The sequence below is a fragment of the Pseudomonas soli genome (assembly GCF_021283165.2).
Lineage (GTDB): Bacteria > Pseudomonadota > Gammaproteobacteria > Pseudomonadales > Pseudomonadaceae > Aquipseudomonas > Aquipseudomonas soli.
Map to the genome: position 1 here is coordinate 1,235,566 of NZ_CP128543.1, position 26,028 is coordinate 1,261,593.

General features: G+C 63.8%; 25 protein-coding genes and 1 pseudogene. 7 read left to right on the forward strand and 19 right to left on the reverse strand.

The genetic code is table 11. The features are described from left to right. Positions 1–133: 133 nt before the first annotated feature. The 3 genes and pseudogenes from LU688_RS05595 (at position 134) to LU688_RS05605 (ending at position 4,199) form a co-directional block, all read left to right on the forward strand. Entirely contained in the window at positions 134–3,049 is a 2,916-nt protein-coding gene (locus LU688_RS05595) for a Tn3-like element IS1071 family transposase (RefSeq protein ID WP_003158660.1), read from the forward strand. Positions 3,050–3,192: 143 nt separating this feature from the next. Then, positions 3,193–3,432: pseudogene (locus tag LU688_RS05600) on the forward strand (Tn3 family transposase); the annotation flags it as partial. Further along, positions 3,333–4,199 carry a DUF2130 domain-containing protein gene (locus LU688_RS05605; RefSeq protein ID WP_023465076.1) on the forward strand — a complete coding sequence of 289 codons (867 nt, stop codon included), beginning with the start codon at positions 3,333–3,335 and terminating at the stop codon, positions 4,197–4,199. The pseudogene LU688_RS05600 and the gene LU688_RS05605, both read left to right, overlap by 100 nt. A gap of 10 nt (positions 4,200–4,209) precedes the next feature. On the opposite strand, the gene mobH is transcribed toward LU688_RS05605, so the two are convergent. After that, a complete protein-coding gene (gene mobH / locus LU688_RS05610) occupies positions 4,210–6,072 on the reverse strand; it encodes a MobH family relaxase (RefSeq protein WP_003158656.1) in 1,863 nt (620 codons plus the stop codon). Positions 6,073–6,383: 311 nt separating this feature from the next. On the opposite strand from mobH, the gene LU688_RS05615 reads away from it, so the two are divergent. Genes LU688_RS05615 through LU688_RS05625 form a run of 3 tightly spaced genes read left to right on the forward strand, consistent with a single transcriptional unit; the run spans position 6,384 to position 7,549 of the window. Next, a complete protein-coding gene (locus tag LU688_RS05615; RefSeq protein WP_003158655.1) occupies positions 6,384–6,701 on the forward strand; it encodes a type II toxin-antitoxin system PrlF family antitoxin in 318 nt (105 codons plus the stop codon). After that, the gene (locus tag LU688_RS05620; protein WP_003158654.1) at positions 6,701–7,159 is read left to right on the forward strand and encodes a type II toxin-antitoxin system YhaV family toxin; all 459 of its coding nucleotides are present in this window, start codon (positions 6,701–6,703) and stop codon (positions 7,157–7,159) included. Before LU688_RS05615 ends, LU688_RS05620 begins: the two co-directional genes overlap by 1 nt. A gap of 27 nt (positions 7,160–7,186) precedes the next feature. Continuing rightward, complete coding sequence (locus LU688_RS05625) at positions 7,187–7,549, forward strand: DUF3742 family protein (RefSeq protein ID WP_003158653.1); 363 nt, start codon at positions 7,187–7,189, stop codon at positions 7,547–7,549. Positions 7,550–7,555: 6 nt separating this feature from the next. On the opposite strand, the gene LU688_RS05630 is transcribed toward LU688_RS05625, so the two are convergent. From LU688_RS05630 to LU688_RS05705, 16 genes are all read right to left on the reverse strand, one after another. Then, entirely contained in the window at positions 7,556–9,079 is a 1,524-nt protein-coding gene (locus tag LU688_RS05630; protein WP_003158652.1) for a conjugal transfer protein TraG N-terminal domain-containing protein, read from the reverse strand. 15 nt (positions 9,080–9,094) lie between these two features. Then, complete coding sequence (locus tag LU688_RS05635) at positions 9,095–9,454, reverse strand: hypothetical protein (protein ID WP_003158651.1); 360 nt, start codon at positions 9,452–9,454, stop codon at positions 9,095–9,097. Further along, the gene (locus tag LU688_RS05640; RefSeq protein ID WP_003158650.1) at positions 9,451–10,845 is read right to left on the reverse strand and encodes an integrating conjugative element protein; all 1,395 of its coding nucleotides are present in this window, start codon (positions 10,843–10,845) and stop codon (positions 9,451–9,453) included. Before LU688_RS05640 ends, LU688_RS05635 begins: the two co-directional genes overlap by 4 nt. Before the next feature lie 10 nt (positions 10,846–10,855). Beyond that, positions 10,856–11,803, reverse strand: coding sequence for a TIGR03756 family integrating conjugative element protein (locus LU688_RS05645; RefSeq protein WP_003158649.1), 948 nt, complete (start codon positions 11,801–11,803; stop codon positions 10,856–10,858). Then, a complete protein-coding gene (locus tag LU688_RS05650) occupies positions 11,800–12,246 on the reverse strand; it encodes a TIGR03757 family integrating conjugative element protein (RefSeq protein ID WP_003158648.1) in 447 nt (148 codons plus the stop codon). The genes LU688_RS05645 and LU688_RS05650 overlap by 4 nt, the downstream gene beginning before the upstream one ends. A 143-nt stretch (positions 12,247–12,389) precedes the next feature. Next, positions 12,390–12,884, reverse strand: a complete 495-nt coding sequence (radC, locus tag LU688_RS05655) for a RadC family protein (protein WP_003158647.1) — start codon at positions 12,882–12,884, stop codon at positions 12,390–12,392. A gap of 186 nt (positions 12,885–13,070) precedes the next feature. After that, entirely contained in the window at positions 13,071–13,823 is a 753-nt protein-coding gene (locus tag LU688_RS05660) for a DsbA family protein (protein WP_031299380.1), read from the reverse strand. Between the two features lie 15 nt (positions 13,824–13,838). Further along, on the reverse strand, positions 13,839–16,709 hold the full coding sequence (locus LU688_RS05665) for a conjugative transfer ATPase (RefSeq protein ID WP_003158645.1): 2,871 nt from the start codon (positions 16,707–16,709) through the stop codon (positions 13,839–13,841). Next, positions 16,709–17,149: a TIGR03751 family conjugal transfer lipoprotein gene (locus LU688_RS05670; protein ID WP_003158644.1), complete on the reverse strand. Its 441-nt coding sequence runs from the start codon at positions 17,147–17,149 to the stop codon at positions 16,709–16,711. Before LU688_RS05670 ends, LU688_RS05665 begins: the two co-directional genes overlap by 1 nt. Then, the gene (locus LU688_RS05675) at positions 17,130–18,548 is read right to left on the reverse strand and encodes a TIGR03752 family integrating conjugative element protein (RefSeq protein ID WP_003158643.1); all 1,419 of its coding nucleotides are present in this window, start codon (positions 18,546–18,548) and stop codon (positions 17,130–17,132) included. Before LU688_RS05675 ends, LU688_RS05670 begins: the two co-directional genes overlap by 20 nt. Then, positions 18,538–19,470 (reverse strand): TIGR03749 family integrating conjugative element protein, encoded by a 933-nt coding sequence (locus LU688_RS05680; protein ID WP_003158641.1) that lies wholly within the window; start codon positions 19,468–19,470, stop codon positions 18,538–18,540. The genes LU688_RS05675 and LU688_RS05680 overlap by 11 nt, the downstream gene beginning before the upstream one ends. Beyond that, positions 19,467–20,156: a PFL_4703 family integrating conjugative element protein gene (locus LU688_RS05685; RefSeq protein WP_003158640.1), complete on the reverse strand. Its 690-nt coding sequence runs from the start codon at positions 20,154–20,156 to the stop codon at positions 19,467–19,469. Before LU688_RS05685 ends, LU688_RS05680 begins: the two co-directional genes overlap by 4 nt. After that, on the reverse strand, positions 20,153–20,563 hold the full coding sequence (locus tag LU688_RS05690) for a TIGR03750 family conjugal transfer protein (protein WP_003158639.1): 411 nt from the start codon (positions 20,561–20,563) through the stop codon (positions 20,153–20,155). The genes LU688_RS05685 and LU688_RS05690 overlap by 4 nt, the downstream gene beginning before the upstream one ends. A 12-nt stretch (positions 20,564–20,575) precedes the next feature. Continuing rightward, positions 20,576–20,935, reverse strand: coding sequence for a TIGR03745 family integrating conjugative element membrane protein (locus LU688_RS05695; RefSeq protein WP_003158638.1), 360 nt, complete (start codon positions 20,933–20,935; stop codon positions 20,576–20,578). A gap of 16 nt (positions 20,936–20,951) precedes the next feature. Continuing rightward, positions 20,952–21,185 carry a TIGR03758 family integrating conjugative element protein gene (locus LU688_RS05700; protein ID WP_003050225.1) on the reverse strand — a complete coding sequence of 78 codons (234 nt, stop codon included), beginning with the start codon at positions 21,183–21,185 and terminating at the stop codon, positions 20,952–20,954. Continuing rightward, complete coding sequence (locus tag LU688_RS05705) at positions 21,182–21,562, reverse strand: integrative conjugative element protein, RAQPRD family (RefSeq protein ID WP_003158637.1); 381 nt, start codon at positions 21,560–21,562, stop codon at positions 21,182–21,184. Before LU688_RS05705 ends, LU688_RS05700 begins: the two co-directional genes overlap by 4 nt. A gap of 161 nt (positions 21,563–21,723) precedes the next feature. On the opposite strand from LU688_RS05705, the gene LU688_RS05710 reads away from it, so the two are divergent. Next, positions 21,724–23,094 carry a hypothetical protein gene (locus LU688_RS05710; protein WP_003158636.1) on the forward strand — a complete coding sequence of 457 codons (1,371 nt, stop codon included), beginning with the start codon at positions 21,724–21,726 and terminating at the stop codon, positions 23,092–23,094. Here the strand turns inward: LU688_RS05710 and LU688_RS05715 are convergent, their stop codons facing one another. Further along, on the reverse strand, positions 23,095–23,844 hold the full coding sequence (locus LU688_RS05715; RefSeq protein WP_003158635.1) for a TIGR03747 family integrating conjugative element membrane protein: 750 nt from the start codon (positions 23,842–23,844) through the stop codon (positions 23,095–23,097). It lies immediately after the preceding gene. After that, on the reverse strand, positions 23,841–26,027 hold the full coding sequence (gene traD, locus LU688_RS05720) for a type IV conjugative transfer system coupling protein TraD (RefSeq protein ID WP_003158634.1): 2,187 nt from the start codon (positions 26,025–26,027) through the stop codon (positions 23,841–23,843). The genes LU688_RS05715 and traD overlap by 4 nt, the downstream gene beginning before the upstream one ends. Between the last annotated feature and the right edge of the window lies 1 nt (position 26,028).

Genomic DNA, 26,028 nt, shown 5'->3' on the forward strand with positions numbered 1-26,028 from the left:
TTTTCAGTGCAATAAGTGACGGTACGCAAAGCTAGCACTGGCGCGGGGGTGGTCTGGGTAGACCGTTGATTTCATTGACTTTCCTGTTCGCTTTGTAAACGGGTATGGTGGCCTCCCACTTTTGAGGTTCACGATGCAGGGTTGGCACACAACGTTTTTGGGGATGCGTGGGCTCCCCCGCGATATCAGCGACTTCGAGATGAAGGCATTTTTCACCTTCGATGGTGCCGAGCGCGACGCAATCAATGCACGCCGAGGTGATTCCCACAAGCTTGGTCTGGCGCTCCATATTGGTTTCCTGCGCATGAGTGGGCGTTTGCTCGGTGCCTTTCGGGTAATTCCAGTAGCCTTGTGGCGCCACCTTGGCAACGAGCTTGGCATTGCAGCACCAGAAGTCGCCTCGCTGAGAGCCATGTATGAACGCGGGCGCACGCTATTCGATCACCAACAAGTAGCCTGCACGGTCCTTGGATTCCAGTGGATGAGCGAGCACCAGCGCCGCTCACTGGTACGTGAACTGCGCGACGAAGTGGCGCGCTGCGCCGACCGCGATCAGCTACTCGTGCGGGCGCGTCAATGGCTGTACAAGAACAAGCTGGTGATCGTGCACGAGCGGGCAATTCGGACACTGATTGCGGCGGCACTTGCCCAGCTTGAAGTTGAAACAGGCACCGCCATCGCCGCCAGCGTTGATCCAGCAACACTTGATCGCTGGCGAGCCTCAGTTTCAGAGCTGCGCCCAGATGGACAAACCCAGCAGAGTTGGCTATGGGCTGCACCGGCGAAACACTCAACCCGCCAAATCAGCGAGGTACTGGAGCGCATCGACCTGCTTTACACGCTGGACGTTCATAAGCACCTGGCAGACATCCCCGATCTCATCTTGCGCCGCTACGCGCGCCGACTTGTCTCCAGGCCGCCCTCAGCCGGAGCCAAGATCAAAGAGCCAGCGCGCACCGTGGAGGTCGCATGCTTTCTTCGGTATTGCCTGTTCACCACCACAGACCAGTTGATCCTTATGGTGCAGCGCCGGATCGCCGATCTGTGGCGTCAGGCTGCCGCCGATGTCCCCGCTACCGTCAATTGGGCCGCAATGTACAAAACGCTGCTCGGCGAACTTGTTGCCTTGAGCGCGCAAGGTGCGGTGCCAGATGCTGAGTTGCGTGCCCGTCTTGAAGCCTTGATCACCGAAACCCAGAAACGCAAACCACCGAGCAGGGCCTCCCTGGTCCGCGAGGGATTGATTGATGGAATTCGCCCCGTGCGGTCGTTGCTCGTCGCCATTGCAAAGCTGCCCTGGCAGGCCACCGGCGAGCATCCTGCCATCGAGTACCTTGCCAAGCTGCAAGCTTTATATCTCAAAGGATCCAGAAAGCTGCCAGTTGAAGTGGTGGCACCAAGTCTGGGAATGATCTGGCAGGTTTCGATCTCCAGCCCAGACCGGGAACGGGCGTTTCAGGCGTTGGAGGTGGCCACCCTGTTTGCCCTGCGCCGCGCGGTGCGCAATGGCTCGGTCTGGATTGAGCACAGCCTGAGCTTTCGGGGTCGTGCGCGCTTGTTCTTCACGGACGAGCGTTGGCAGGCAGAGTCCAAGAAACACTATGCCCGTCTATCGTTACCCAGCAAGGCTGCCACTTTCTTGAAGCCTTTGCTGGCCAGAGTAACTGCCGGTGTCGATGCGGTGGCCGCTGCAGCCCGCAGTGGCGTACTGCGCGTGGATGATGAACTCCATTTGTCGCCATTGCCCGCAGAGGACGAAGACCCAGAAGTGACCAAGCTGCGCGCGGCTTTGGATCACCGCATCGGTGAGGTTCAATTGCCGGAAGTGATTCTGGCCGTTGACGCCCAGGTGCGCTTTAGCTGGATCATGCTCGGACGTGAGCCGCGCTCTACCGACGAGCTGCTGATGGTCTATGCCGGCATCATGGCCCACGGCACCAGTCTGACTGCGGTCGAATGCGCGCGCATGATTCCGCAATTGTCTGCCACCAGCATTCGCCAGGCCATGCGCTGGGCGCGGGACGAACGGCGTCTGAGCCAGGCCTGCCAGGCTGTGCTGGAATTCATGCAGCGACACCCGATTGCCGCCACCTGGGGGCGGTCCGATTTGGCATCTTCTGACATGATGACCATGGAGACCACCAAACGGGTGTGGCAAGCCCGGCTTGATCCTCGGCGCAACACACCTTCCATTGGAATCTACTCCCATGTAAAAGACCGGTGGGGCATCTTCCATGCGCAGCCCTTTGTGCTCAATGAGCGCCAGGCGGGCGTGGCCATTGAAGGTGTCATCCGCCAAGAAAAGCTGGAGACCAGCCAGCTTGCTGTGGATACCCATGGCTACACCGACTTTGCCATGTCACATGCCCGTTTGCTTGGTTTTGATCTTTGCCCGCGGTTGAAGGAACTCAAACAGCGCCACCTCTTTGTGCCACGCGGCACCAAAGTGCCCGCAGAAATCGCTGCGGTGTGCGAAGCCAATGTCGACGTCGCTTTGATCGAAAAGCATTGGGATAGTCTGGTGCACCTGGCAGCCTCGGTCATGAGCGGACATGCCAGTGCGGTGGCAGCTCTTGCGCGGTTCGGTTCTGCCGCCCAGGGCGATCCAATCTATGAGGCTGGCGTGCAATTGGGGCGGTTGCTGCGTACGGCGTTTTTGGCTGACTACTTTGTCAAGGACGCTTTCAGGAACGAGTTGCGCCGGGTGCTCAATCGGGGCGAGGCTGTTAACGCCCTCAAGCGCGCCATTTATACCGGCCGGATCAGCCCGGCGCAGGCCAAACGTGTCGATGAAATGCAGGCTGTGGCCGATGCGTTGAGCCTGATGGCCAACATCGTGATGGCGTGGAATACCTCACAGATGCAGGCGGTCCTGGATCGCTGGTCGAACCGCCGCCAGGTCATTCCACCGGAACTGATCGGGAAGATTGCGCCCACCAGGCTGGAGAGCATCAACTTGCGGGGTGTGTTTCGCTTCCCGGTTGACCGCTATGCTGACCAAATCCTGCCTTCGCGGCCAAATGCATCGATAACTGGCACCAATGGATGAAACCGACCACGGTTTGACGCCACGAATCGCAGATTTGAAAGTGAACAGGAAAGTCAATGAAATCAACGATCTACCAACACCACCTCCGCGCCAGTGCTAGCTTTTCGTACCGTCACTTATTGCACTGAAAACGAGGAGACCCCTACCGGGCTAGCGGCCTCAATCTGGTAACGGCTGCCGTCGTGTTGTGGAACACGGTCTATCTGGAACGGGCTGCGCACGCGCTGCGTGGCAACGGCCATGCCGTTGATGACGCGCTGTTGCAGTACCTGTCGCCGCTCGGTTGGGAGCACATCAACCTCACCGGCGATTACCTCTGGCGCAGCAGCGCCAAGATCGGCGCGGGCAAGTTCAGGCCGCTACGACCGCTGCAACCGGCTTAGCGTGCTTTATTTTCCGTTTTCTGAGGCGACCCCTTGAGCAACATTGCGAGACCGAGTTCAATCGAATTCGCGCCACCGCATTTCCGAGGGCGTATTTCGAGAAGGACAACGATGCGCGCAGCGGCAGCAAGGGAGACTACATCTTTCGCGACTCCGATGAAGCTGGCACCGAGATCGTCTCGATCATGTTCGAGATGAAGAACGAGAATGACGAAACTGCCACCAAGAAGAAGAACGAAGACTTCCTGAAGGAGCTCGACAAGGATCGCACCGAGAAGGGCTGTGAGTATGCGGTGCTAGTTTCTCTACTCGAACCGGACAGTGAGTTATATAACACTGGGATCATTGATATGTCCCACCGCCACCCGAAGATGTACATTGTTCGGCCGCAATTTTTCATTCCCATCATCACGCTGCTGCGAAATGCGGCGATGAATTCGCTCAAGTACAAATTGGAACTGGCGCTCGTGAAGGCGCAAAACATCGATATCACGAACTTCGAGACCCAGCTGGATACGTTCAAGACCGCATTCGCGAAAAACTACGACCTCGCCTCCAGGCGATTTCAGACAGCAATCGATGAAATTGACAAGTCGATCGACCACCTACAGAAGACGAAGGAGGCCCTGCTTGGCACCGACAGGAATCTTCGACTTGCGAACGACAAGGCGCAGGACGTGACGATCAAGAAGTTGACTCGGGGTAACCCAACAATGGCTGCGAAGTTCGCCGAACTCAAGGACGGCGGATCTTCTGATGCTGAATGAGTCTGGTCATTCACGTCGGAAGCACGGCCAAGTAGGGATTGTTTGGTGGCACGTCACCGAATACCGATTGCGGCTGAAGAAGCAGGTAGCCGTGTAGCTTGCGCGATTTTCGCGGCCCGGTGACTTCGCAAGTCCAAATATTCAGTCCGCTAGCTTGTTTGCGATGCAGTTGCAGCCGCTCGAAGCGTTTTTGCACCCACCGCCAATCTTGCTGGTTCTCCTGCTTGGCGAATGCGCCTACCTGTGGGTGCTCCTGCGCATAGCGCTGGAAGACGCCTGGGCTGACCAGGTAAGCGGTATCGCTCACCGTATGCACGAGCGCCTTCGCATCGTTGATGATAAGCCGGCGTGATGCGATGCCCTGTTGCAGCCATGTCATGAAGTGCTCGCCGGAGGGCCGCGCCGTTGAGGGCGATGTCGCAGCCGTGGGCATAGACGTCGGTGAAACCGTGACCATCGCTGGCATGGACGCCTCGGGGCGCGTGGCAGGCGTCATGCTCGAAACGACTTCCGCATCTTGCTGGGTGCCGCTCGAATCACCCATGCCAACCATCGTGAGCATGTCCTCCAGCGCGTCGGGCAAGGCCTGGTGGGCCGTGGGCGGCGGAGCCAAGGCAGCGGCGCTGCCGCCTTCCCAAGGTCGGGGCCCCTGGTCTTCCTGGGCGGGCTTCATCACGACCGCAGGCGGGGTAGCTGGCGCACTGGCGTCGTTTTCTGCGAGCGTCGCGTCGATCGCCACCGTACCGGCAAAAGGTGCTGGCCGCTCGCCGGATTCCCAGATCAGCGCCGGCGCCAGTCGCAACAAGGTGAATGAATGGGACCAGCCCGTCGTGCTGATCACGGTCGCGCGCCAGACTGCCTTCCCGTCCGGCGTGGGCTTCAACATGCCGTGATCCTGCAGCACGTTGAACACGGCGGTGTTGTTCGCAGGGATGCCGTCGATGCCCTGGGACAGCAGGTGTGCGCGCAGCTTGTCCGAGACCGTCTTGCTCACCAGCCACAAGCCGTCTTCGGTGAGCCAGCCATCGGAGGCCTCGGGTTGGTTCAGCTTCAGCTCCTCCTTGAGCAGGTAACGCAACCCGTCCAGCAGCTTGCGTTGCAGTGCGTGCTTGGGCGCGACCATGGCGCGGGCAGGATCGCCGCCCAGTTCCAGGGCGACCGAAGCGCGATCGGCCTGCACGACGAGTTCGCCAAGCACCCCAGCGTGTTCGTATTGGCCGGCAAGAACATAAAGCAGCGGTCCCCAGAGCGCGGGGTAGCCGCTGAGCCAGTCCAGGATTTGGCGATCGAGCAGTTGGTGGTGGAGCAATCCCGTCGCGGCGCTGTGCAGGCGGTACTCGCGATCATCGCGGTAGCGGAAGCGGTACGGCTGCTGCAACGGGCCGTGCCAAGGGTGCCAAGTGCTGCCGTCGGCCAGTTCGACATGCAGATCGACGGCGATCTTGCCGATGTCATGCAGCAGCGCAGCGTAGGCGACGGCGGCGGTCCAGGCCTCGGACTGCGCCGCTTGGTCTTCGGGGTTGGCGCCGATAGGTAGCAGATGGGACTGCCGTAGCTTCAGGCTGTAGGCGACGATCTCCAGGCCATGGTCGAGCATGCCGCCGGGGTACGCATGGTGATGGGCCTCCGATGCAGGGAACTGCTGGACCAACTCGGCGTAGCACTCCAGCGGAGCGCGATAGAGGATGGCGAACTGCTTGCGCGACAGCGATGTGCGCTGCCAGATGTGTTCCAGCAGCTTTTGCCGGCGCGGTATCGCCAGTAGGGATGCGGCCGACTCGGGCCGCAGCAGCCCTTTCGGAAGATCAGTGGCTGGCGTTGGCGACGGAGCGGCAGCGACCGAGGCCCGTTTTCGCTGGAACAGGGAGAGCATGAGGGTGTCCTGATGGCGGGCCGACCGGGAGGCCTTTTTGCTTTTTCGAGGTAGGGCCTTTCCCCTTGCACTCCATTCCCTTCCCCTTTCGGCCTTTTGGCCCTTAACAGCCTTTGGGTATAGGGCGCCAGGCGTTGATCGTCCACCACCAATGCGGGTTGCAGCGGGGCCGGATTGATGCGGGAAGGCGGGCTGTTCCCAGCCTACGATGGGCCGATTCTTGGACTCGGGAGGACGCCATGAGGCCCCACCGCATTGACGATGTAAGGAAGTTTCCTTACAATGCAGGCATTGCCTCCAGGAGAACCGCCATGCCTGCCATTCATGAAGTTGCCACGCTGACCTCCAAAGGCCAGATCACGCTACCCAAGTCAATCCGGCAGGCGCTTGGCGCCGATACCGGCAGCAAGCTCGCGTTCGAGCTGCGTGGCAGTGAAGTCGTCGTGACCCGTGCTGATGCCGAGCACGAAGACCCCGCCATTGCCGCGTTCCTGACCCTTCTGGCCCGCGATATTGAGGCTGGCCGGAACATTCGCGGGTTGCCGAAGGATCTGGCTCGCACGATGCTAGAGCATGCGGGCCACAAGGTGAGCCTGGCCGACGATTTCGATGAGGACGTGGAAATTTGATGCAACAGCATGGCTGGACGCTGCTGTTCCACGACAACTTGATCGAGCAGATGATGAAACTGCGCGCAGCTGTGCTGCGTGCGCAAGAGAGCGACCCGGAGCGCTTCGGGTCCAACGCCAACGTCAAGTTCTTCCGGGCCTTGGTCCAGTTGATGCAAGATGTGGTGCCGGGCGATCCAGCCCGCGACGAATATCGTCAGGGCAACACCATGGGGCCGGCTTATCGCCATTGGCGGCGGGCCAAACTTGGAAGACGGTACCGGCTGTTCTTCCGGTACGACTCGAAGGCGAAGGTCATCGTATATGCCTGGGTCAACGACGAGCAGACCTTGCGGTCATCGGGCAGCAAGTCAGATCCATACGCAGTGTTCGAGAAGATGCTCGGGCGGGGAAATCCGCCAGACGACTGGAACGCATTGGTACAGGTAAGCAGGCAGGATTGGAGCAAACTGGAGTAGGCATTCCTCACGTAGCAGGAGACGACCATGAACACGACGACCCGAATCAGCACCTCGGAGCGCCTCGGCCGCACCGTCGGTCGTGGATGGCGCACTTATGTGCGTGGCGAGCGACGGTTGTCGAACTGGCTCGCCTCCAAGGGGGTGCCGGTCGTTGGTGCCGCTATGGGATTGTGGGTGGTCAAGCTGGTCGCACTTGGTGTGCTGCTGTACACCGCGTCTTGGCTGGCGCTGCTGCTGGTGGCCGCGGTGGTGGCTGCATGGGTGGCGCGCAATGCGGGCCTGGACGACGACCCGACCGAGCCGGAATGGCGCAACGGGCCTGCTGGATTCGGTCTGTACACCTACGATGGTTTCCGAATCGATCCGCACATCGAGGACGACGAGTAGCGCTGCTCACTTTTTTGAGATGGCATTGATCGCAATGCCTCCGCCCTTGCCTCCGGCAGCCTTGGCGTCCCCCGTTGCCCCGGCGAGGCCTTGCAGGACATTCCCGGCGCGAACACCCGCCCAAGCCAAGGCCATGATCCAGAACGTGGGCAGCACGATGAACATCGTGCCCATGACGAACATCAGAAGCATGTCGCCGAAGGCATTGTTCAGCCCCACCAACGGGTCGAAGTTGGTGTGCGGCCGGTTCCAGCCGAACCCCCAGCCATAGAGCGCATCCAAGATCGTTGAATCGACCCAGCGTGCGAGCTGGAACCAGAAATCCACGAAGAACAGCGCGAACTGCACGACGCTCACGGTGACGACCGTCTTCAGGTCATAGGTGCCCACGACCAGCACCAGCGGGATGCAGATCACGAGCGCCATCTTGAGCAGCGCGAGCACCATGGGCAGCGCCTGGCGCACCACGTCCATCGCCGGGAACGCGGCGACCGCCCCCACGGCCATCCCGACGTCGCCAGCCGCGCGCGTCACGATGTTCGGCAAGGTCTTGTCGATCTGGCCGCCGTAGTCGGTATAGACCGAACCCTGGTTGAGCTTCTGCTGCCGTGGCGAGGCAATCGCGCGGATCACGGAATCGTCCACCTCGGCACGGCTCAGGAATCCGGCCCAGCCCGCCAGGCGATTCAACAGGCTCGGGTCCACCTGCCCCAGCAGCCGCGCACGCAGGCCGTTGCTGCCGTCGGCCCACCACTGCCTGCAGTTCGGGTAGCCGCCACCGCTGGCCACTTGCGCAAGCCCCGCATCGCGGGTGCTGTCGTAGGGCCAGTCGTCGCGCGGCGTGCTGGAGCGGTAGGTGTCGTAGTAGCCGCTCGTGTCCGTGAAGAAGTGCGAACCGATCCAGGTCACGTCGTGCATCTGCGTCTCATCGAGGTTCGGGCGCTGCATGAACAGCTTGGCGCGCGCCGGCCCGTAGCAGTCGCGCGAGAAATCCGCCACCTCCTGAGCCAGCACCGGATCGTCGATGCGCGTGGCGTCGATCTCCATGCGCATCTGCCGCAGATCGGTGCCGCACGGGATTGCGGCCACCGAGGCCCCCGTGACGGCGCGCGAGAGCGCGTGCATGAAACCCCACCAGACCGGCACCTTGGCACTCTGGTTGTTGATGGTGCTGAAGGACTGCGACCAGCCGGTATCCGTGGGCTGCGGCACGCTGACCTGGCACTGGGCCGAGCGCGAGCTGTCGTACTGGATGGTGTTGAGATCCACGTCGATGAACGGGATGCCCGCAAACATCACCACCACGATGGCGACGAACACCCGGTTCTCGATGCGCGCAGCCGAGAGCACACCCTTGTTGCCTTCGTCGGCTCCCTCCGAGCGGGCCTTCAACCATTCCTGCACGATGATCGCAACGAACGGCAGCGCGAAGACACCGCTGGAGACCAGCACCGCCCAGATGCCGTTATGGACGATCCAGGACACGAGGGTCAGGTAGTACTCCAGGTAGTCGGTCGTGAAAAGCGTCATGGCCCGAATCTCCCTTCAGCCCTGCATCAGCAGGCTGGCTTCCAGCACCACGATGGCGAAGACGCCGGCGATCTCGCTGCGCACCAGGCGGCGCCGTGCCTGCCCATCTGTCCCGTTTTGTTCCTCGCGTGCCAGCAGCCGGCGGCGCATCCAGACCCAGCCATAGGCCGTCGCCCCATACAGGCACAACCGCCACACCAGGAAGTAGCCCGCGGCAGCCACCAGCCACTGCTCCCATCCAGCAACGCTGCCGACGAGGTAGATACCGACGATGTTGGCGCCCACGGCCGCGGCGACGAGCATCACCGCCCACAGCAGTGCCTGCCCCACGCGCCGGCTGAACAGCCAGCGCGGGCGCCACGAGGTCGTGCTCATGGCCGGCTCCCTGGGTTGCCCTTCTGCAACTGGTCGAGGCGGTCGGGCACCGGGTCGCCTTCGTAGATGCCGCGCGAGCCGGCCGCGCGCGTGCCGTGGCGCTGGATGATGGCCATCGGCGAGTTGTTGGCCAGCTCGCGGCGCAGTTCCAGTTCGGTCTTAAGGTTGCGGATCTCCTGGTCGAGCGTGTCGCTTTCGTGGTTCACCGCCGCGACCGCCAGCTGGTTCGCCGCCACGTTGGGTTCCTTCTTGCCGGTCAGCAGCGTGCGCTGGAGCAGCAACGCTTTCTCCAACACCGACGACAGCGCGACCTCCGATGCCAGGCGCCGCGCCAGCAGCTCCTTGTCCGGCTCGTCACGCAGCGCCTCGATCACGCCCCGCGTAATGGGCAGCGAGGTGCTGCCGGCCGCACGCAAGTGCTCGAACGTCGTGTTGCGCGTCCCCGAGACCAGTTCCTGCAGGGCTTCCAGTTTCTCCTCGTACTCCTCCTGGATCAGCGGCGTCAGTCCGACGCCGGGCACCGTCTCGGTCTTGGTGCAGGCATCGCAGGTGCGCTGCACCTGTTCCCCAAGCACCCGTGTCGCCCATTCGGTGGCCTGCTGCGGCGACGTCCAGGTCTGGCAGGACAGGCTTGCGCAACTGGTGGGCGCGATGGAGGACGTGTCAGTCACGCCGCGGCCGTTGACGAGGTTGTAACCCGCGCGGGTCACGTCGCCGACCACCCGGACGGCGGGCTGGCCCGCGCCACCGGCATTGCTGCCGCCGACCCAGGGCACGCCATCGTTGCCACGGCGCGTTTCGGCCTGCTCGATCGCCGACACGGCATCCGTGCTCGACACCGCATCGCGCAACGCCATGCCTTCGGCCATCTGACTCCAGCCCAACTGGCCGCCCGCCGTGTCGGCCATCCTCTCGGCCATGGCGCGGCACGTCAGCTTCGAGCGGTCGAAATCCAGCCGCGCCTGCAGCACGCCGTTGGTCAGCAGGTTGTACAGACCGGGATCGGCGCGCTGGATGATCAGCGCAGGCAGGGATGCCACGGCGCTCGTGGCGCTCTGGATCACGTTGCTCATGATCTGCTGGAAGCCGTTCGTGATGCCGTTGAGCTGGTTGCGCAGCGTGGTCTGGATGCTCATGTCGCCGCAGATGAGATTGCTGTTCCAGCCCACGCCGACCCCGATCGAGCGCATGCCGGCGGCGCGGCCCATGGATACCGCGCTGCCGCCGCCGATCGAGTACATGACTTCATCGCCGATGACGGGGCCGCTGGTCTGGAAGCCAGCCTGCGCCCACGCGAGGCCGCAGCCCAGGGCGAGCGCGCCGGCCAGCACTGTGGGGCGCAGCAGGCGGCATGCCTTGGTGGAGAGGTTCATCAGTTCAGGACGCTTCATCGCCGTACCCTCATTGGAAATCGACGCTGCCGAGGAACACCTGGCCCCGGCGTTCGCAGCACGAATAAGGCCGCCACAGCGCCCAGGCGTAGTCGCCTTGCTGGGCCTGGGTCAGGAAGCCGCTGCGCGGGAAGACCGTGCAGGACGAGGACAGGACGGGCGTGAGTTCCTGCCACTTGCCGGTCGAGGCATCGCCTTCCATCAGCGCGCCGGCAGGCCAGTAGCCGGGCCGCGAGTTCGCGAGCAGCGGCTGGTAGACGTGGATCTGCCCGCGGCGCGTGACGACATCGCCGGCGCGCTGGGCCACCACGGCGCCAGCCTTGTGGTCGTCGGCCTGGTGCAGGAAGCCGCCGCGCGGATACACGTTGCCCCACAGGTTCAGCGTGGTGCGCGCGCCGACCTCGCGCCTGCCCGGAATCAGCGCCTCCGGGTAGGCCATCTCGGGCACGTTGTAGCGCCAGGCCAGCGTGTCCAGGGTGCTGAGCAGGTATGGCATGAACGCCGTACCCGCACCCTCGCAGAAGTAGCCCGACGATGAGACGAACTGGTTGAACACCTCGACGCCGGGGTGGCCGATGACGTCCGCGTTCTTGAACTTGGCGAGATTGTTCTCGTGGTCTTCGTTGGTGGTGCCGTCTCCGCCGGCCTGGGCCGAAGGGTTGGGCGTGCTCATCGGACGAACTTCGACCCAGGGGTTCTCGCCGGTGTTGCTGTAGCTGGAGACGACCGCATCCGGGATGTAGTGGCGAACTTTGATGGACGTGCGCACCGTGCAGCCCGTCCAGGTGCAGTAGAGCCAGTAGCAGATGCCGACGACGCGGTATTCGAGGCAGTCTGGCGATGCCACTGAGCCAACGATGGTTGCGGTGTTGAGGGCGTAGCTGCCCGTGGCGCTGAGCAGCAGCACTGAGGCCACGCCAGCACGCAGGAGGCGCATCCGCTCGAAGGGGCGGGTCATGGCTGCGGCCTCCGGTGTTGCGCAACGCGCGCGACGGCACGGGCCACGTCCGGCTCGCCATAGACCACGTAACGCTGATCCACCACGACTGCCGGAATGCTGGTGACGCCCAGGCTCCAGGCGTCGGCGACGCCCTGGTATGCGGAAGCGATGCGGCGCTGGAGGCCGGCACCGCCGTTGTTCAGGCGGCGCTTGACGATGGCCGTGGCCTGCTCGGGATCGGCGGGCAGCTGTGCGGAAAGCTCGGCTTCGATGCGCTGGCCTTCATCCAGCTCGATCAGCCGCTCTCCACCCATAGTCTTGACCGGGTGGCGGCTGTCGGTGACGACCACCACATCGGCGGCGAAGGTGGCTGGGCTGAAAACGGCCAAGGATGCCGGCAGTGCAACGGCCAGGCCAAGGGTTCGCCAGCCGGATGCGAAGCGGAATAAAGATGCTGGCATGTCGCGTGCCCTGGAAGTTGATCAGAGCCATAGTCGAACGCGAACCCGCTGCCGCCCCAACAAACAATGCGCATCGCGGGCACCCCGCATACCTTTTCGGTGCTGTCGCATGGAAAAAGCGGAGGCCGAAGCCTCCGCTGTGATTACAAAAGACCAGACTCGGCGAACGAGTACGGTGCGCCTTGACCAATCACGAAATGGTCGAGTACCCGCACGTCGATAAGCGCCAAGGCCGTCTTCAACTGCTCGGTCAGCAACCGATCCGCATTGGATGGCTCGGTGGTGCCCGAGGGGTGCTGATGCGCGAAGATGACCGCAGCGGCGTTCAGTTGCAACGCTCGCTGCAGCACGACACGTGGATAAACCGAGGTCGCATTGATCGTTCCATGGAACATCGGCTCCACGGCCAGCACGGCGTGCATGCTGTTCATGAACACGACGACGAATATTTCGTTGGGCTCGGCGACCAGCTTCAAACGAAGGTAGTCCCTGACCGCTGCGGGCCGCTCAAGACGTGGCCCTGCTTTGAAAACCCGCCGCTCCAGCAACACGATGGCTTGCTGAACGATCCAGTCCTCGTTCTGAATAGAAATATCGGAAAGCGACTCCAGGCAGGAGTCATTGATGACGACAGACATGGCGAACCTCCAGGCAGGGAAATCGGAGAGCGCACATGCCCCTGGAGGGCAGGCCCTCCAGGGAATGGAACAACGGAACAAGGTGCATCCATCACCGCTGCTGCGGTGATCGTTCGCGCCCAGGATGCGAGGCGAACGGGTGACGGTCAGCGCAGCGTGCTGCGCCGTAGCCTCAAAGACCGCAGGCTACCTGGGCATGTCGCCGACAACGTCGGCAGGCATTTCGGTGGTCGGTGGAGCGGCGGCATCCTCAGCCACCAGCATGTCCATGGCCGACAGCAGTGCATCGCCTTCGATCGGCCCCTGCAACACGACTGCCTGATCGGTTTGGCGATCCTGCAGACGAATCGAAGGCGTCGCGGTCACGCCGCCCTTGGTGGCTTCCTCGGCCTGAGCGCGAATCACCCTATCCGGTCGCTCGCTGGCCAAACACTGCTCGACGGCTGGGTTGAGGCCGGGATAGCGCAGACCCTCGGGCAAGCCCAAGCCGTCGCTACGTGTGTGCGCATAGATCCATTCAATGGCCTGCCAGAACGCAGCATGCCCGCCACTTTCGGCGGCGCACTCGGCCAGGCGTGCCTCGGCGGAGGCGGCCGGTTCGTGCGCGGCCAGCGGCTGGTGGTGCCATTGCAGAGCTACGTCCGCGTTGGCACCCACCCAGCGCTTGAGCTGCGGGAAGTACGCTCGGCAGAACGGACATTCGAGGTCGGCATAGAGCGTCAGCGTGAAACGGCCCTGCGCGTTGCCCATCTGCCAGGGAGGCCCGGCCACCTGCGCGGTGCTGACCTGCGCGGGAGCCTGCAACGCGGGTTCACTGGGTGCGCGGGACACGAGCCAGATCAACAGCAGTGTGATCAGTCCAATCGCCACGAACCAGGGCCAGCGCCGATGGCGGAGCGCCTGTACCGGCATAGGAATGGAAGGACGTTTCGGTTTCACGGCATTCTCCGGCTGCTATTGCGGCAGGCCCAAGGCTGGCGACTCGATGCCACGCGCCTGGTCGATCTTCTCGGCCACCTTGAAGGCCGCGTCGAGTTCACTGATGCCGTGTTGCTGCATGAGCTGGTAACGCTCGGCTTTTTCCTCGGGTTCGGTCTGCGCGAGCGCGAGATAGAGGCTCGGTGGCACGGCCCGAAACAGCACTTCAAGGCTCTTGGAGAGGATGACGCCCTCGGTGAACTTCCCTGCTTCCTTGCGCGCGGAAAGCATCAGCGCCTTCTGCGCAGGCGAGAGTTCGCGGAACCGCGCGATCTTCTCCACCTCATCGGGCGGCATCGACAGGCAGATCCACCACTCGATCATGTTGAGCATGGGCTCTGCAGCGCGCGGCAAGTCGTCGATGTTTTGTGTGGCGAGCCAGAACCAGGCCCCCAGCTTGCGCCACATCTTGGTGATCTTCACCACGTAGGGGGCGAGCAGCGGGTTCTTGGTGATGATGTGTCCTTCGTCGGTGACGTTGATGATCGGGCGGCCCAGGTACTGATCGCGCTCGGCAATGTTGTTCACCGTGCTGATCAGGCTGATGTAGGCAATGGAGAGCTGCGCGTTGTAGCCCTCGCGGGCATAGGTCGCCAGATCGACCAGGGTGATGTCGGCTTCGGGCCACGGCGAACCGTCGCGGTCGAACATTTCGCCGTCCGTGCCTTGACAGAACATGTCCATGGCATCTGCCATCTCCAGCAGCCGCACGCGCCGCATCTCTGGCAGCGTTGGGTCCTGGCCGCGCTCGCGCAGCGCGTTGCGCACGTCGCGCGTGAGCACCGTGCGCTTCTCGGCCACGCAATGCTCGGCGGCGTCGAGGATGCACTGGCGGATGAGCGAGCGATCGGCCCGCGTCATCCGGGCCTCTTCTTTATCCTCGCCGCCGGTGATCATCAGCCGTGCGGTGATTTCCAACTCGCCGAGTACGTCGCGCTGCTCGTCCGCTTCCATGGCCGATGCATCGGGTGGCATGTCCTCGTCCAGCACATCGGCATCCAGCGTCTGCACGTCGCTCGGCGTTTCGATCAGCCGACGCGCGTCGGCGAACGGCGCCAGGCTGATGCCCGAGCCGGGGGCCAGCTTGACCCGGTTCACAGTCAGGCCCAGGCGCTTGGCGAAATCGCTGAACAAGCCGAAGCTGTTGCCGGCTTCCACGATGAAGAGGCGCGGCCGGTAGATGGCCGTGACCTGGTTCAAGAGGTTGTTGAGCGTTGCGCTTTTGCCGGAGCCGGTGGGGCCGAACAGGAACAGGTGCGCGTTCATCTGCCGATCCAGGCGGTTGAGCGGGTCAAAGGTGATCGGCCCGCCGCCTCGATTGAAGAACGTATTGCCCGGATGGCCCGTGCCCTGGCTGCGGCCCCAGGCCGGTGAGAGGTTCGCCACGTGCTGGGCGAACATCAGTTGGGTGAACCAGTTCCGTCGATCCTGGCTCGGGTTGTAGCAGCACGGCAGCCAGCGCAGATAACTGTTCAAAGGCGCGACTTCATCGTCCTCGCGCACGGGCTGCAAACCGGCGTTAAGCATCACGTTCGCCAGATCAAGGCCGCGCCGGTCCAGTTCGGCTTCATCCCGGCCGCGCAAATAGAACGCCAGTGTTCCCCGGTACAGCTTGTGCGCGCTGCCGATCAGCGAGCGGGCCTCCTGCACATCCTTGAGCGTCTGCTCCGATGCCAGTGTTTCGCCGACTGCCTTCTTCGCCAGGTGGTTCAGGTGCGATTCGAGGATGTCCTGGGGTGTCGCCACCATGGTCAGACACATCGTCGTGTCCTCGGGCATCTGATCGAACAGCGTATTGATCGCATCGCCTTTGCGGGTTTCGCCAGTCAAATGCCCCGTGCCGGGCGGCATGCGCAGCCGGTCAGTGACCAGCACACGATGCGGCATGCCGTCGAAGTGCCAGGTGCCGTGATCCGCGTCCGAGCGTGGCTGGCTGAAGAAAAGCCGCTGGCTGAAATCCCGCCCGCTCGCCAGCTCGATCTCGCCGTCTTCTGTCTCGTCGGGGTAGCGTGCCAGCGCATAGAAGCGTTCGCGGTCCTCGATCCCAGGGCCGAGCAGCGTGGGACGCGGGTTGAACCACCGCAGCAGCCAGTCATGGACGTCGGCCGCGGCCATGCGCCGGGCCTGGATGCCGGCGTTCGCCAGCCCGCCACACAAGCGATCGCAGACGATGTTCAGCATCTGCTCGGGCGTCTGGCCGCGGCGGTTCGCCTGCCCGGTGGCCCGGCGATAGACGACCATGCGCACGCGCCGCGTCTGGCCGCGCCAGCGCAGCCGTGTGACCACCGTGTCCTCGAACAGCCCGCCGGGCTTCGCTACCGCGCGCAGGTGGTGTCCGAAGAAGCGAAGGTAGAACTCGGTGAAAGCCGTATTGCGGGCGCGCGGCTGCACGTAGTCGCGCAGGGTCTGCATGTACTGGTCGAAGCTGGGTTCGTCCTGGGCGTAGAGCTGGAGTACCCAGGGGTTCTCGTCCAGTTCATCGAACGAGTCCTGGAGCGCGTTCTCCAAGGCGTCGCGGGCATGCGCGAGCCAGCCGGGTTCCCGGCCCTCGGTGCCCAGCGGCACCAGCTCGTAGAACGCCGCGACCGATTGCCCGTCTTCCAGCAGCATCGACTTCGACTGGGGCAGGAACTCCACCCAGGGCAGGAATTCCGCGAACGACGGCGCAACGTCGTACAGCGCCTGCTCGTCGGCCACGGTCGCCGGCCTGTGGCCATGGACCGCCGTGCCGGGTTCGGGGATGCCGGCCTGACGCAGGGCCTCGACGTGGCGCTGCCAGCCGTCCGGCTGCTCGTCATCGTCTGCGTCGGATGCAGTCAGCTTCGGCCAGGGGAGTTTCCAGCGCATCAGTAGTCCTCCACGCGCTCGCCGGGCATGGCGTACTGCACGCGCTGGTACAAGGGAAAAACCGTCGTATAGCCCGGCACGGGCACCGGGTCCGTGCCTGCCAGGTGCGGGTACACGTACATCACCAGGTCGGGATTCGGCAGGCGCTGGAACTGGCGATAGACCTCGTTGCGCGCTGTGCGCGTGTAGCGCATCTGCTCGGCGGGCGCGGCCTGTACATCCATCTCGGTCAGCGGCCGGCGCAGGCTCTGGCGCGCGTCGAGCAATTGCCTGCGTGCCACCTGGCCGGCGCCACCGCCGCCGTCACCGGCGTTCTGCTGCCAGATGTCCATCATCGTGCTGTCGCCGTGGGGCAGCAGCTTTTCCTTGCTGGTGGCGCAGCCGCCGAGCACCGCGACGGCAAGGGCCAGCGCCAGGCCCTTATTCAAGTTCGAGAGCATGGCTTTCTCCTGCACGGTGATCGACCTTGCGACCTTCGGGATCGAAATCGATGGCGAGCGGCTTTTCGAGGTGGACGGCGACCTTTGCGCCGGGTTGGACATAGACGGCGGCGAAGGCCTGGCCGTACAACTTGTTCACCCAATCGGCCATGTCCCGAACGCCGCCGGCCAGGATGCGGCCCACGGCTTCGTTGCCCGAGATGCCGACGCTTCCGATGGAGCCATCGGCGCCCACGTAGGACATCTGACCGCTGTCGCTGTCGATGAGCGAGGCGACGCCGGCACCCGCCGCGGTGATCAGCGCCTGTGAGCCGAGGTACTGCTGGGCGTTGCTGCGCCGCTCTCCGCTGACGCAGGGAATGCCATAGGGGTCGCTGATCCAGCCCAGGCCGTCGCGCTGCTGGTTGTTCTGCTGGTTGCCCTCGCGGTCTTCGGGAATCGTCCGAATGGTCCCGTCATGGAACACAAAGGTGATGCTGCGCACCTGGCCGCGCACGCAAGAGAGCGTCCAGTCACCCGAGGCCGTGCCGGAAAACACGGCGCCCGCCACGTCGGGAATGTCAATTCCGTTTGCCGTGAGGTTGTCGGGACCGACCAGGACTTTGAACGGATACGGATCGTTGACCGTACCGTCGATCGGCACGCGGCCGATCAGCGCCGTCATTGCCACCGATCCCATCAGCGTCGAGTTGGTCGGCACCGTATAGACCGGCTTGGCGCTCTTGACGCCTGCGGCGCGGGCGCCCGCGTTCGCCACGGTTTGTGCCGTGGTTTCCAGCGTGCTCTGCGCGGGGCCGAAGCTCGTCGGAAAGCTCATGCCGCCACCCGTGCCACGACTGCCGTTACGCCCATCAGTGGGCTTCGCGTCGTCCGGCTCGACCCAGCGCACGCCGCCTTCCATGCCTGCCTCGTCGCCGTTACGCAGCCCCAGGCCCACGGGTAGATCGGCGTGGCCGCCGCCGCGCCCGCCGATGCCTTCCAGGCGCCGCTGCAGGTCGGCGAGCAGTCCCTCGGTCTGCTGGCGCTCGCTGGCTGCCTGCTGCTGGTCGCGGCGCAGGTTGGAGCGCTCGGTCTCCAGCGCCGAATTGATGCGCTGGTCGATGGCGTTCTCGCGCTGGCGCAGGCGCTGGTTCTCTTCGCGCTGAGACTTGTTGTCCAAGAGCGTGGTCTGAAGCTCGGTGCGCAATTGCTTCACCTGCGCCACCAGGGTCGCCACGGTATCGCGGGGGGTATCGCCCTCGATGCCCAGCGCCTTCATCTCCTCGGGCGTGAGCTGGGCGCCGGCATCGGCTGCGGGCTGTGTCGACGTGCTCCCACCGGAGAACAGCCGGATGGCGACGAACAGCACCAACAGGGCCACGGGGATCATCAGCCACTTCAGGAGTCCGTTACTGCGCATGGCGAGTCTCCTTGCCATCCGCGGCCTCGTTGTCCCGTGTCTCGATTTGCGGCTGCGGCAGATGCGCAGCCGGGTCGAAGCGGTGGATAGCGGGCAGCAGCGACTGCGCGAGGCCACGCCCGCGCGTCACCAGGTACAGAACGGTGGTGTCCTCGGGCGTTCCGCGTGGACCCAGCGCCTCGTGCTGGAAGCTGGCCGTGAGGAAATCGCCTTGCAGCACACGCGGGTCGAGGGTGATCCAGCCGCTGCTGCCGTTGGTGAGACGCACGGCGGTGACCCACTGGTCTTCCAGCCGCCACGACGCGAGCGCGACCGCGCGCACCGGCAGCGTCGGCATCAGCGTGGTCAGGTCCATGTCGCGGCGCAGATTGACCCGCATGACACCCGGCAGCGCCTCGACCGTACGCAGCGGCGCATAGAGGTTCTGCGCGGCGAAGCGCGTCAGCGCGACCGAGACCGGGGTTTCGCGCCGCGCCGTCCGCGCGCCTGCCTGATTCTGGGTGTGCGCCGGGGGCGCGTCGGCACCCTCCGGCTGATCGCCATAGCGCGCCGGGGTGCTGTTGCCCTCGACGATGCGCACCGGCTCCAGCTCGGCTTCGCCGTCCTTGGCCGGCTCGGCGGCGATGTCCAGCAGGATCAATGCGCCCGTGTCGGCGTCCTGCAGTTGCAGCCGTGTTGGTTCGATCGGCGCACTGGCGCGCAGGTACACCGCACCGCCCGCGCTCTGCACGCGCAGACGTTCGCCCACGCCGGCAGGCACGCCCACGCGGACGTTCCTGTCGATGAACACGATGCGCTCCTGGCCGACACGCAACGGCACGGCCAGCGGCAGACGTTCCCAGCGCAGGATCTCCACCGCATGGGCGACAGGTGCTGCGACTACGACCAGCAGCCCCAGCAGTGCGAGTACAGGATGCTTCATGGGGTTTCTCCTTGGGGCGCTTGCGGAGCCAAACCACCGGGCGCCGGGCGCGTCGGCTCCGGGGCGCCGATGCGCTGCGGCGCCCCTTCGTAGCAGTCGAGTACCAGGCCGAACGGGTTGCGGGCGGGATCGATGTCCACGCGCGTGACCTTGATGGGGTAGCGCACCAGGGCGCGCTTGACCTGTTCCGCGCCGTAGTACTCGTCGGCGCTGATGTCCAGTGTCACCACCCAGTCGCGGTCGGAGACCACGCGCACGCGCGTCGTAGGGTCGTCGCCGTAGCCACGGCCCGGGATTTCGTAGATGCCGCGCACGCGCTGGCGCAACTCACCCGTGCTGCGGCGGTAGTCGTAGTCGGCTCGCAGGAAAGCCTGGCAGGACGGCGTGAGATACGGCGAGAGTGTGTGAAGGTTGCGTGCGTAGTCCTCTTCGCCATTCGTGGGCCAACGGTGGAGGGTCTGAAACACGTAGAACGTGAACGCATAGACCGATTCGGGCGGCACTTCCCACCACTTGCGGGTACTGCCGGAGCGCAGATCAGGCGGGACGTGGATGGTCAGGTCGCGCGGAGCGCTCCACCAGCCGCCGCCCATCACCAGGGCGACGATGACCAGCGCGCCAGCACCCAGGCGAAGCGTCTTGATGTGCGCCTGCAGATGGGTGATCTCGTTCTTGAAGCGGCTCATCGTGCCCCCCTTGCAGCAGACCTTCGGGTGGTCCAGAAGCCGGAGCGTGAGATCAGCACATGGCCGCCCACCCAGCCCGCCACCAGCGGATAGCGCGTGGCGATGCGCCACTGGAGTTGCCGATACAGCCAGGTGTCGGGACGCCCACGCTTGAGGCGACGCAGGATGCCGCCCCCGATGAACACGCCGAAGGCCACGCCCAGCACGACGAACGTGGGCGCGAGCGCGATCGTGCGGAACACCCAGGACAGCGGCGCACCGACCAGCAGGCCGGCGGCACCGGACAGGCCGCAGCAGATCCACAGCTCGTCGGCGGTGAGGCCGCGCACGACAACGGGATGGCGGTTGAGCCGGTGCGGAAGGAACGTGACCGTCCCGTCAGCACGGACGTGCTGCTGCTCGGACATACCGGCCTCGCCTTACAGGATGCCGGTGGCTTCGGTGAGCAGCCAAATGCCGATCACGAGCAGCACCGCGCCGATGGCGACCGTGAGGCCGAATTGGCCCCAGGTTTTGCGACCAGTGTGGATTTCCGCGTAGGTGCCGTAGGCGTGGTAGCACACGCCAATGAACATCGACGCCACAACCAGCAGGGCCACGAGCATGATGATGTCGTAGCCGTAGTTCCTGATCGTCTCCATGATGCCGCTGCCGGCGCCCCGGGTCGGGTTCTCCAACTGCGGCAGGCCTTGCGCGAACGACAGCGCCGGCAGCGCGGCGGCGCCCAGAGCCACGGTGGTGCGCTGGACAAAACGGGAAGTGAGGATGCGGTTTTGCATGGTCAGGCCTTTCAGGTCAGGAGAGGAGGAAGAAACTCAGGACGAGGTACATCGCGACGAAGCGGATGCAGACGCCGAGGAACTGGCGCTGGTTGAGGCGGCTCTCGGACCACCCTACGTAAGCCGTTCGGATGGCCCAGACGCCCCAGACGAGCAGGACCGCGAACACGACGCCGACCAGGACGGTCGCCATCGCGGAAGGCGCGATGCCGCTGTTGGCTTGAAATGCCGAGACTTGGGCGCCGTTCATGGCTTGGCCTCCGCGGTCGTCGGCGATGGCTCGACGGCCCGCTCGGTGCGGTAGTCGCCGGCCAGCTCGGCGGGGTCGCGCGGCTGAGCACGCGAAGGAGAGAGGTGCGCCTGGATGCCGGCGCGCACGCGCGCTAGGTCAGCCAGCAGCCGCGGGTAATCGAAGTGGTAGCGCTCGCCCGGCTGGACGGGAGCATGCGCGGCGCTGTCGGCGACGGTGCGCTCCAGCGCGTCGAGCTGGCGCAGCGCCGCGACCAATTCCTGACGCTGCGCGGGGGGCTCGGCCAACGCCATCGGGGACTGGCCCAGCAGGAGGGCCGTCACGAGAAAAGTGGGCACGCCGCGATGCGCGGCACGCAGCCAGGTTGAAGCCACCATCGCGCCATTCCTGTGTGATCAGCAATGGCTCGATCGTGGAGATCAGGGCTGCTTTAGGCCGCAAACAATAGGAACCCGCGGATGACCGGATTGATGGATGCCGAGGCTGTTGGTGTCAGCCTGGGCTATCCTGCGGTCAGAAGTAGATCGAGGAGGAATTTATGGGGCTAAAGACCGAGCTGAAAGCTCTGGTGGATGAGTTAGATCGCGTGCACAAGGGGGCCACTCCATGGTCCGAAGAGGCCGGCATTCCTGATTTCATCACCGCTGAGAACGGTATGCAGCGGTACTTCACCAAGAAGGCAAGAGAGGCGCTTGGGCAGTTCTCCAGCACCCTCCATCAGAATCGGACTCTGAACTCAGTGAAGATCGAACCCGAGGCCTTTCAGAAAATTGCCCGCCAAGCCGTTGCCGATATGCACGCCTCGGGTGAGCTTTCGGGGTTTGATGAATGCGATCAGGGCGGGCTGCTTCCCAAACTGAAATTGCTTATCGAGGAACGACTCGCAAGCATCACCAACGAACACACGCACTATTTCCCTGCCTGGACCCTGGGCATGGAGAGGAAGTCTCCGTTCTCCCTCGGCCCGGTGACATTCTTGAATAGGTCGGACTGGATAGATTCTGTAGATTTCCCTCAGCAGGGAAAGGATCACTATCTGAACCAACCAGAGGCGAACCACCGCTGGAAGGAAATTCTCAAGGATGCCTTGCAGAAGGCCAATGATGGCTCCTCCATCGAAGGGCTGGCCAACGCCGTCTACAGTGCGATAGTCGGATGTCCAGCCTTGGTCAAGGTAACAGTCCGTGGCTATGAGCGTGAATTCTCACGCAAGCTGGCGAGATTGGTTGGCAAGACAGCGCTTGACGCTATCTCTCTGGGCTTTGGAGCCCCCGAGTGCTTCCTGCAACAGGCGCTTCAAGACGAGCGCCTACCGCCTGCGGGTAGCGATCGCCTGGTCGAAACCAAAGGGTTTCTGTGGTTGCCTGGAAGCTCGCTCGGGAAGCGGATTCCTTCGCAACCTCCTGAACGAGTAAGGCAAGCGTTGGATGACATGACATCTATTCTTCCGGCATTCGCGGCGATCCTTGATGGGCTGCTTGATCCATCGAGTCACCCGCATCCCAAGCTTGCCAATCGATGGGCTACTGCGCTGGATTGGTTCGGCGAAGGAAACCGTGAGTTAAGCGATGCTATAGCGTTGGCGAAGCTCGGAACCTGCCTGGATGTACTGAGCTGCGGCGGCAGGAACGGCGGTATCTGTAAAATGGTCGTGCATCTGACCGGAACGAGTGACGACACGCAGGTAATACGAGGCAACCGTCCTCGCACGCTGAAGCAATTGGTCAAGGACATCTATGACCATGGTCGATCGCAGATACTGCATGGCACGCACTACGACAGACTGGAATCATTCGCGGCAGAGCGGCAGTATGCAGCCTACCTCGCACGGATCGTATTGATTGAGTGCGCAGTGCGACTACAGCGTTATGGTGGTCCAGATGATGACGGGGCGTTCAGCACAATATAGCTAGAGGTACTTTTTGAAGCTCCCCGCAGTCAGGGATATACCCAGTCCAAGCAAGGCGGTGCTCGGCAGCAGGATCAGCAGCGGATGCACCGATACCGGCAGCGCCAGGTACGTCACCCAAGGCAGCACGGCCAGCGGCATCAGGCTCGCCTTTGCGCGGTGGTAGATGAAGCCGGATTCCCGGCCCGCGCCGAAGCGCCGCACGTCACGGCGCACCAGGCCATCGATCAGACCTACGAATGCCGCCGTGAAGATCAGTGGCAGGGTGAGCACCAGGACCAACAGACGCACGAGAAAGGTCAGCGTCGTGAACGCTGCCGCAATCAGGTAGCTCTCGGTCCAAACATAGACTTGGCTGATGAAATAGCGGAAGTTGCGCGTCTGGCCCTGGCTCGACGCACGGGCGCGCTCGGCGGTCTGGCTCATGCGCTCCAGCAGCCCCGAACGCACGAACACCCATTCGTAGCCGGTATCTACCAACTCGTGCGCTGTGCGCCCCGGCTCCTGCACGATCACGCTGCGCGTGAAATGGCTAGACAGGTGCCCCAGCTCGTACTGCAGCATCTGCTGGGAGTGCCGCCAGCTTTGATCCTTCCAGAACAAGTGCATGCCCACGCACTCCATGACGATGGAGAACAGCAGCGAGCCGATCAGTACCCCAAGCAGCCGAAAAGGCAGCGTGATCGTGCCGATGACCAGACCCTGGCGGCGGCCTTGCTCCCTTCGTGTGGTGCCGGCGGCATCGCTCATGGTGCGGCCTCGTCTCTGGCCATATCGCCCGTGCCGGAGGCAGGAGCGTCGGCGGTGGCCACCTCATCGAGCAGGTCATCGGGCAAGGCCGTGTCCTGCAAGACCGGGGAACTGGTGAACTCCCACCACTGCGTGGCCTCACTGTAGCTCTGGCGCATGTAGCCCGCGAGTTGTTGCAGATCCTGCGGCATGACCTCATCGGGGTCCGGTGCCGGCAGCGGCATGCGAACCTTCCAAAGCTGGCCGCCCTGCAACAACGCGAAACACTGACCCTTGGGTAAGGCGACGACGTGCGACGGCTCGATCATCGGCACGCTGGACATGCTGATGCGGTCCTGCGTGTTGCTGGTGAAATCCGTCGCCCCGCGGATGTCGGAGCTGTCGGTCGCGCCGGAGACGATGGTGGTCGTATAGACCTCGACCTTCGGCAATTGCCGGGTCAGCAGTTCAGCGGTGGCCGTCTCGCGCACGCGCAGCATGAACAGGTTGTTGAAGTTGCCGATCACCTGACCGGCCTTCGCGCGGTTGCCGATGCGAGCCTCGATGTCCGAAAGGGTCTGGGTGTACGCGGTGACTTGCAGACCGGCGCCGCCGCCTTTGTTGATCAGCGGCACGAACTCGTCACCCATGAGTTCATTGAATTCATCCGCGTGGACGTTGATCGGCACGCGCGTGCCAGCCGATGCGCCCGGCAGGCCGTCATCGATCCCGTGCTTGTAGATATGGCCTGCCACCGAAACGAGATCGCTGAACATCGAGTTGCCGACCGCTGCGGCGACCTCGGCATCGGATAGCGCGTCCAGGCCCACATAGACGACGGCGCGCTTTCGGATGACCTGCATCCAATCGAAGATCGGGCGGGGGTCGGCCAGGTCGGAATAGTTCGGCGCCAGAAGCTGGGAAATCTTCCCGCTGGTGAGTTTCTCCAGCAGCGGCAGCAGCGATGCGACGATCTTGTCGAAATACGTCTTGTCGTAGCGAACCGCCGAGCGCAGGCCGTCGAGCACCGGGTCATAGTTACGGGCCTGGGAGAGGTACTGCTCCAGCGCCACCACGCGCTTCTCGCGCCCAATCATGTTGCGCGGGATGTTCTTCTCGTTGAGCTTGGCCTCGATCTGGACGATCACCTCCCAGGCCTTGGGCTCGGTCTTGGCGAAGTAGTGCTGGGCGTACTCGATGAACAGCGCGTCGATGTTGATGACGTGGCGCTGGATCAGCATGTAGTCCGGGCGCTGGCCCAGTTCCACCAGGGCGCGGGCGATGATATTGACGAAGCGCCACGCAAACTCGCGAAATGCCGCGCTGTTGCCTTCCCCGGAGAGCTGCCCTGCAACACGGGTGGCCACCTCGCTGATGCGCCCAAAGCGGCCCACAGCGTTGTAGCGCGCGGAAATGTCGGGCCAGCCCAAATGGAAGACATAGAACTCACCCTCACGACCCGCGCGTTTGGCCTCGACGTACACCCGCTTCAAAAGATCGGCATCGCCCTTGGGGTCTATGACGATGACGACCTCGTGCTCGCCGTCGGCGTTCTTGCGCCGAATGTCCTGGGTCACAAACAACTCGGCCAACCGCGTCTTGCCCACGCGCGTGGTGCCCAGCACCAGCGAATGCCCGACGCGCTCACCCAGCGGCAGGCTGACGTCCACCTCATCGGGTTCGATGCCGTGCAGGCGCGGCAGGCCGCCCACAGGCGGCAGCGGGCGCACCGGGTTGAAAGACACATCCCAGCCCGTGAGCGCGGGCAGCCGAGACAGCGGGAACGGCGCGAACTCCAGCCGTTCCTCCAGCCTGCGCGCCAGCCGGTAGGCCGGCGTCAACTCGACGTAGCGGCGAAATTCCGGTCGGTACGTCTGCATGAGCCGATGGGTGTGTTTCTGCTCCCACAGAAACCCGCGCCCCACGAACAGACGCTGCTGGCTGACCGGTACGTCCTTGCTGGTCATCACGTAGCGCGGCAAGCGGCGAATGTTGCGCCGGTAGCGCAGGATGACGCGGGCATCGCGGTAGCGGATGGCACCGTAGGCGCAGAACGCCAGCGCACTGCCGACGCCCATGGCCGGACTCAGCGCGAGCGACCACGGGGCCACCAGGGACAGAAACGCGGCGCCTGCACACGCCGCGACGGTATAGAACTCCACCGCTGGGCGCAGCAAAACCTCGACCGGCTGTTTCCCCGACATG

Bases quoted from the DNA above. Each gene is read 5' to 3' on its own strand.
- LU688_RS05595 (WP_003158660.1), top strand. From the start codon at position 134: ATGCAGGGTTGGCACACAACGTTTTTGGGGATGCGTGGGCTCCCCCGC.
- mobH (WP_003158656.1), bottom strand. From the start codon at position 6,072: ATGCTCTCCCTGTTCCAGCGAAAACGGGCCTCGGTCGCTGCCGCTCCG.
- LU688_RS05615 (WP_003158655.1), top strand. From the start codon at position 6,384: ATGCCTGCCATTCATGAAGTTGCCACGCTGACCTCCAAAGGCCAGATC.
- LU688_RS05620 (WP_003158654.1), top strand. From the start codon at position 6,701: ATGCAACAGCATGGCTGGACGCTGCTGTTCCACGACAACTTGATCGAG.
- LU688_RS05625 (WP_003158653.1), top strand. From the start codon at position 7,187: ATGAACACGACGACCCGAATCAGCACCTCGGAGCGCCTCGGCCGCACC.
- LU688_RS05630 (WP_003158652.1), bottom strand. From the start codon at position 9,079: ATGACGCTTTTCACGACCGACTACCTGGAGTACTACCTGACCCTCGTG.
- LU688_RS05635 (WP_003158651.1), bottom strand. From the start codon at position 9,454: ATGAGCACGACCTCGTGGCGCCCGCGCTGGCTGTTCAGCCGGCGCGTG.
- LU688_RS05640 (WP_003158650.1), bottom strand. From the start codon at position 10,845: ATGAAGCGTCCTGAACTGATGAACCTCTCCACCAAGGCATGCCGCCTG.
- LU688_RS05645 (WP_003158649.1), bottom strand. From the start codon at position 11,803: ATGACCCGCCCCTTCGAGCGGATGCGCCTCCTGCGTGCTGGCGTGGCC.
- LU688_RS05650 (WP_003158648.1), bottom strand. From the start codon at position 12,246: ATGCCAGCATCTTTATTCCGCTTCGCATCCGGCTGGCGAACCCTTGGC.
- radC (WP_003158647.1), bottom strand. From the start codon at position 12,884: ATGTCTGTCGTCATCAATGACTCCTGCCTGGAGTCGCTTTCCGATATT.
- LU688_RS05665 (WP_003158645.1), bottom strand. From the start codon at position 16,709: ATGCGCTGGAAACTCCCCTGGCCGAAGCTGACTGCATCCGACGCAGAC.
- LU688_RS05670 (WP_003158644.1), bottom strand. From the start codon at position 17,149: ATGCTCTCGAACTTGAATAAGGGCCTGGCGCTGGCCCTTGCCGTCGCG.
- LU688_RS05675 (WP_003158643.1), bottom strand. From the start codon at position 18,548: ATGCGCAGTAACGGACTCCTGAAGTGGCTGATGATCCCCGTGGCCCTG.
- LU688_RS05680 (WP_003158641.1), bottom strand. From the start codon at position 19,470: ATGAAGCATCCTGTACTCGCACTGCTGGGGCTGCTGGTCGTAGTCGCA.
- LU688_RS05685 (WP_003158640.1), bottom strand. From the start codon at position 20,156: ATGAGCCGCTTCAAGAACGAGATCACCCATCTGCAGGCGCACATCAAG.
- LU688_RS05690 (WP_003158639.1), bottom strand. From the start codon at position 20,563: ATGTCCGAGCAGCAGCACGTCCGTGCTGACGGGACGGTCACGTTCCTT.
- LU688_RS05695 (WP_003158638.1), bottom strand. From the start codon at position 20,935: ATGCAAAACCGCATCCTCACTTCCCGTTTTGTCCAGCGCACCACCGTG.
- LU688_RS05700 (WP_003050225.1), bottom strand. From the start codon at position 21,185: ATGAACGGCGCCCAAGTCTCGGCATTTCAAGCCAACAGCGGCATCGCG.
- LU688_RS05705 (WP_003158637.1), bottom strand. From the start codon at position 21,562: ATGGTGGCTTCAACCTGGCTGCGTGCCGCGCATCGCGGCGTGCCCACT.
- LU688_RS05710 (WP_003158636.1), top strand. From the start codon at position 21,724: ATGGGGCTAAAGACCGAGCTGAAAGCTCTGGTGGATGAGTTAGATCGC.
- LU688_RS05715 (WP_003158635.1), bottom strand. From the start codon at position 23,844: ATGAGCGATGCCGCCGGCACCACACGAAGGGAGCAAGGCCGCCGCCAG.
- traD (WP_003158634.1), bottom strand. From the start codon at position 26,027: ATGTCGGGGAAACAGCCGGTCGAGGTTTTGCTGCGCCCAGCGGTGGAG.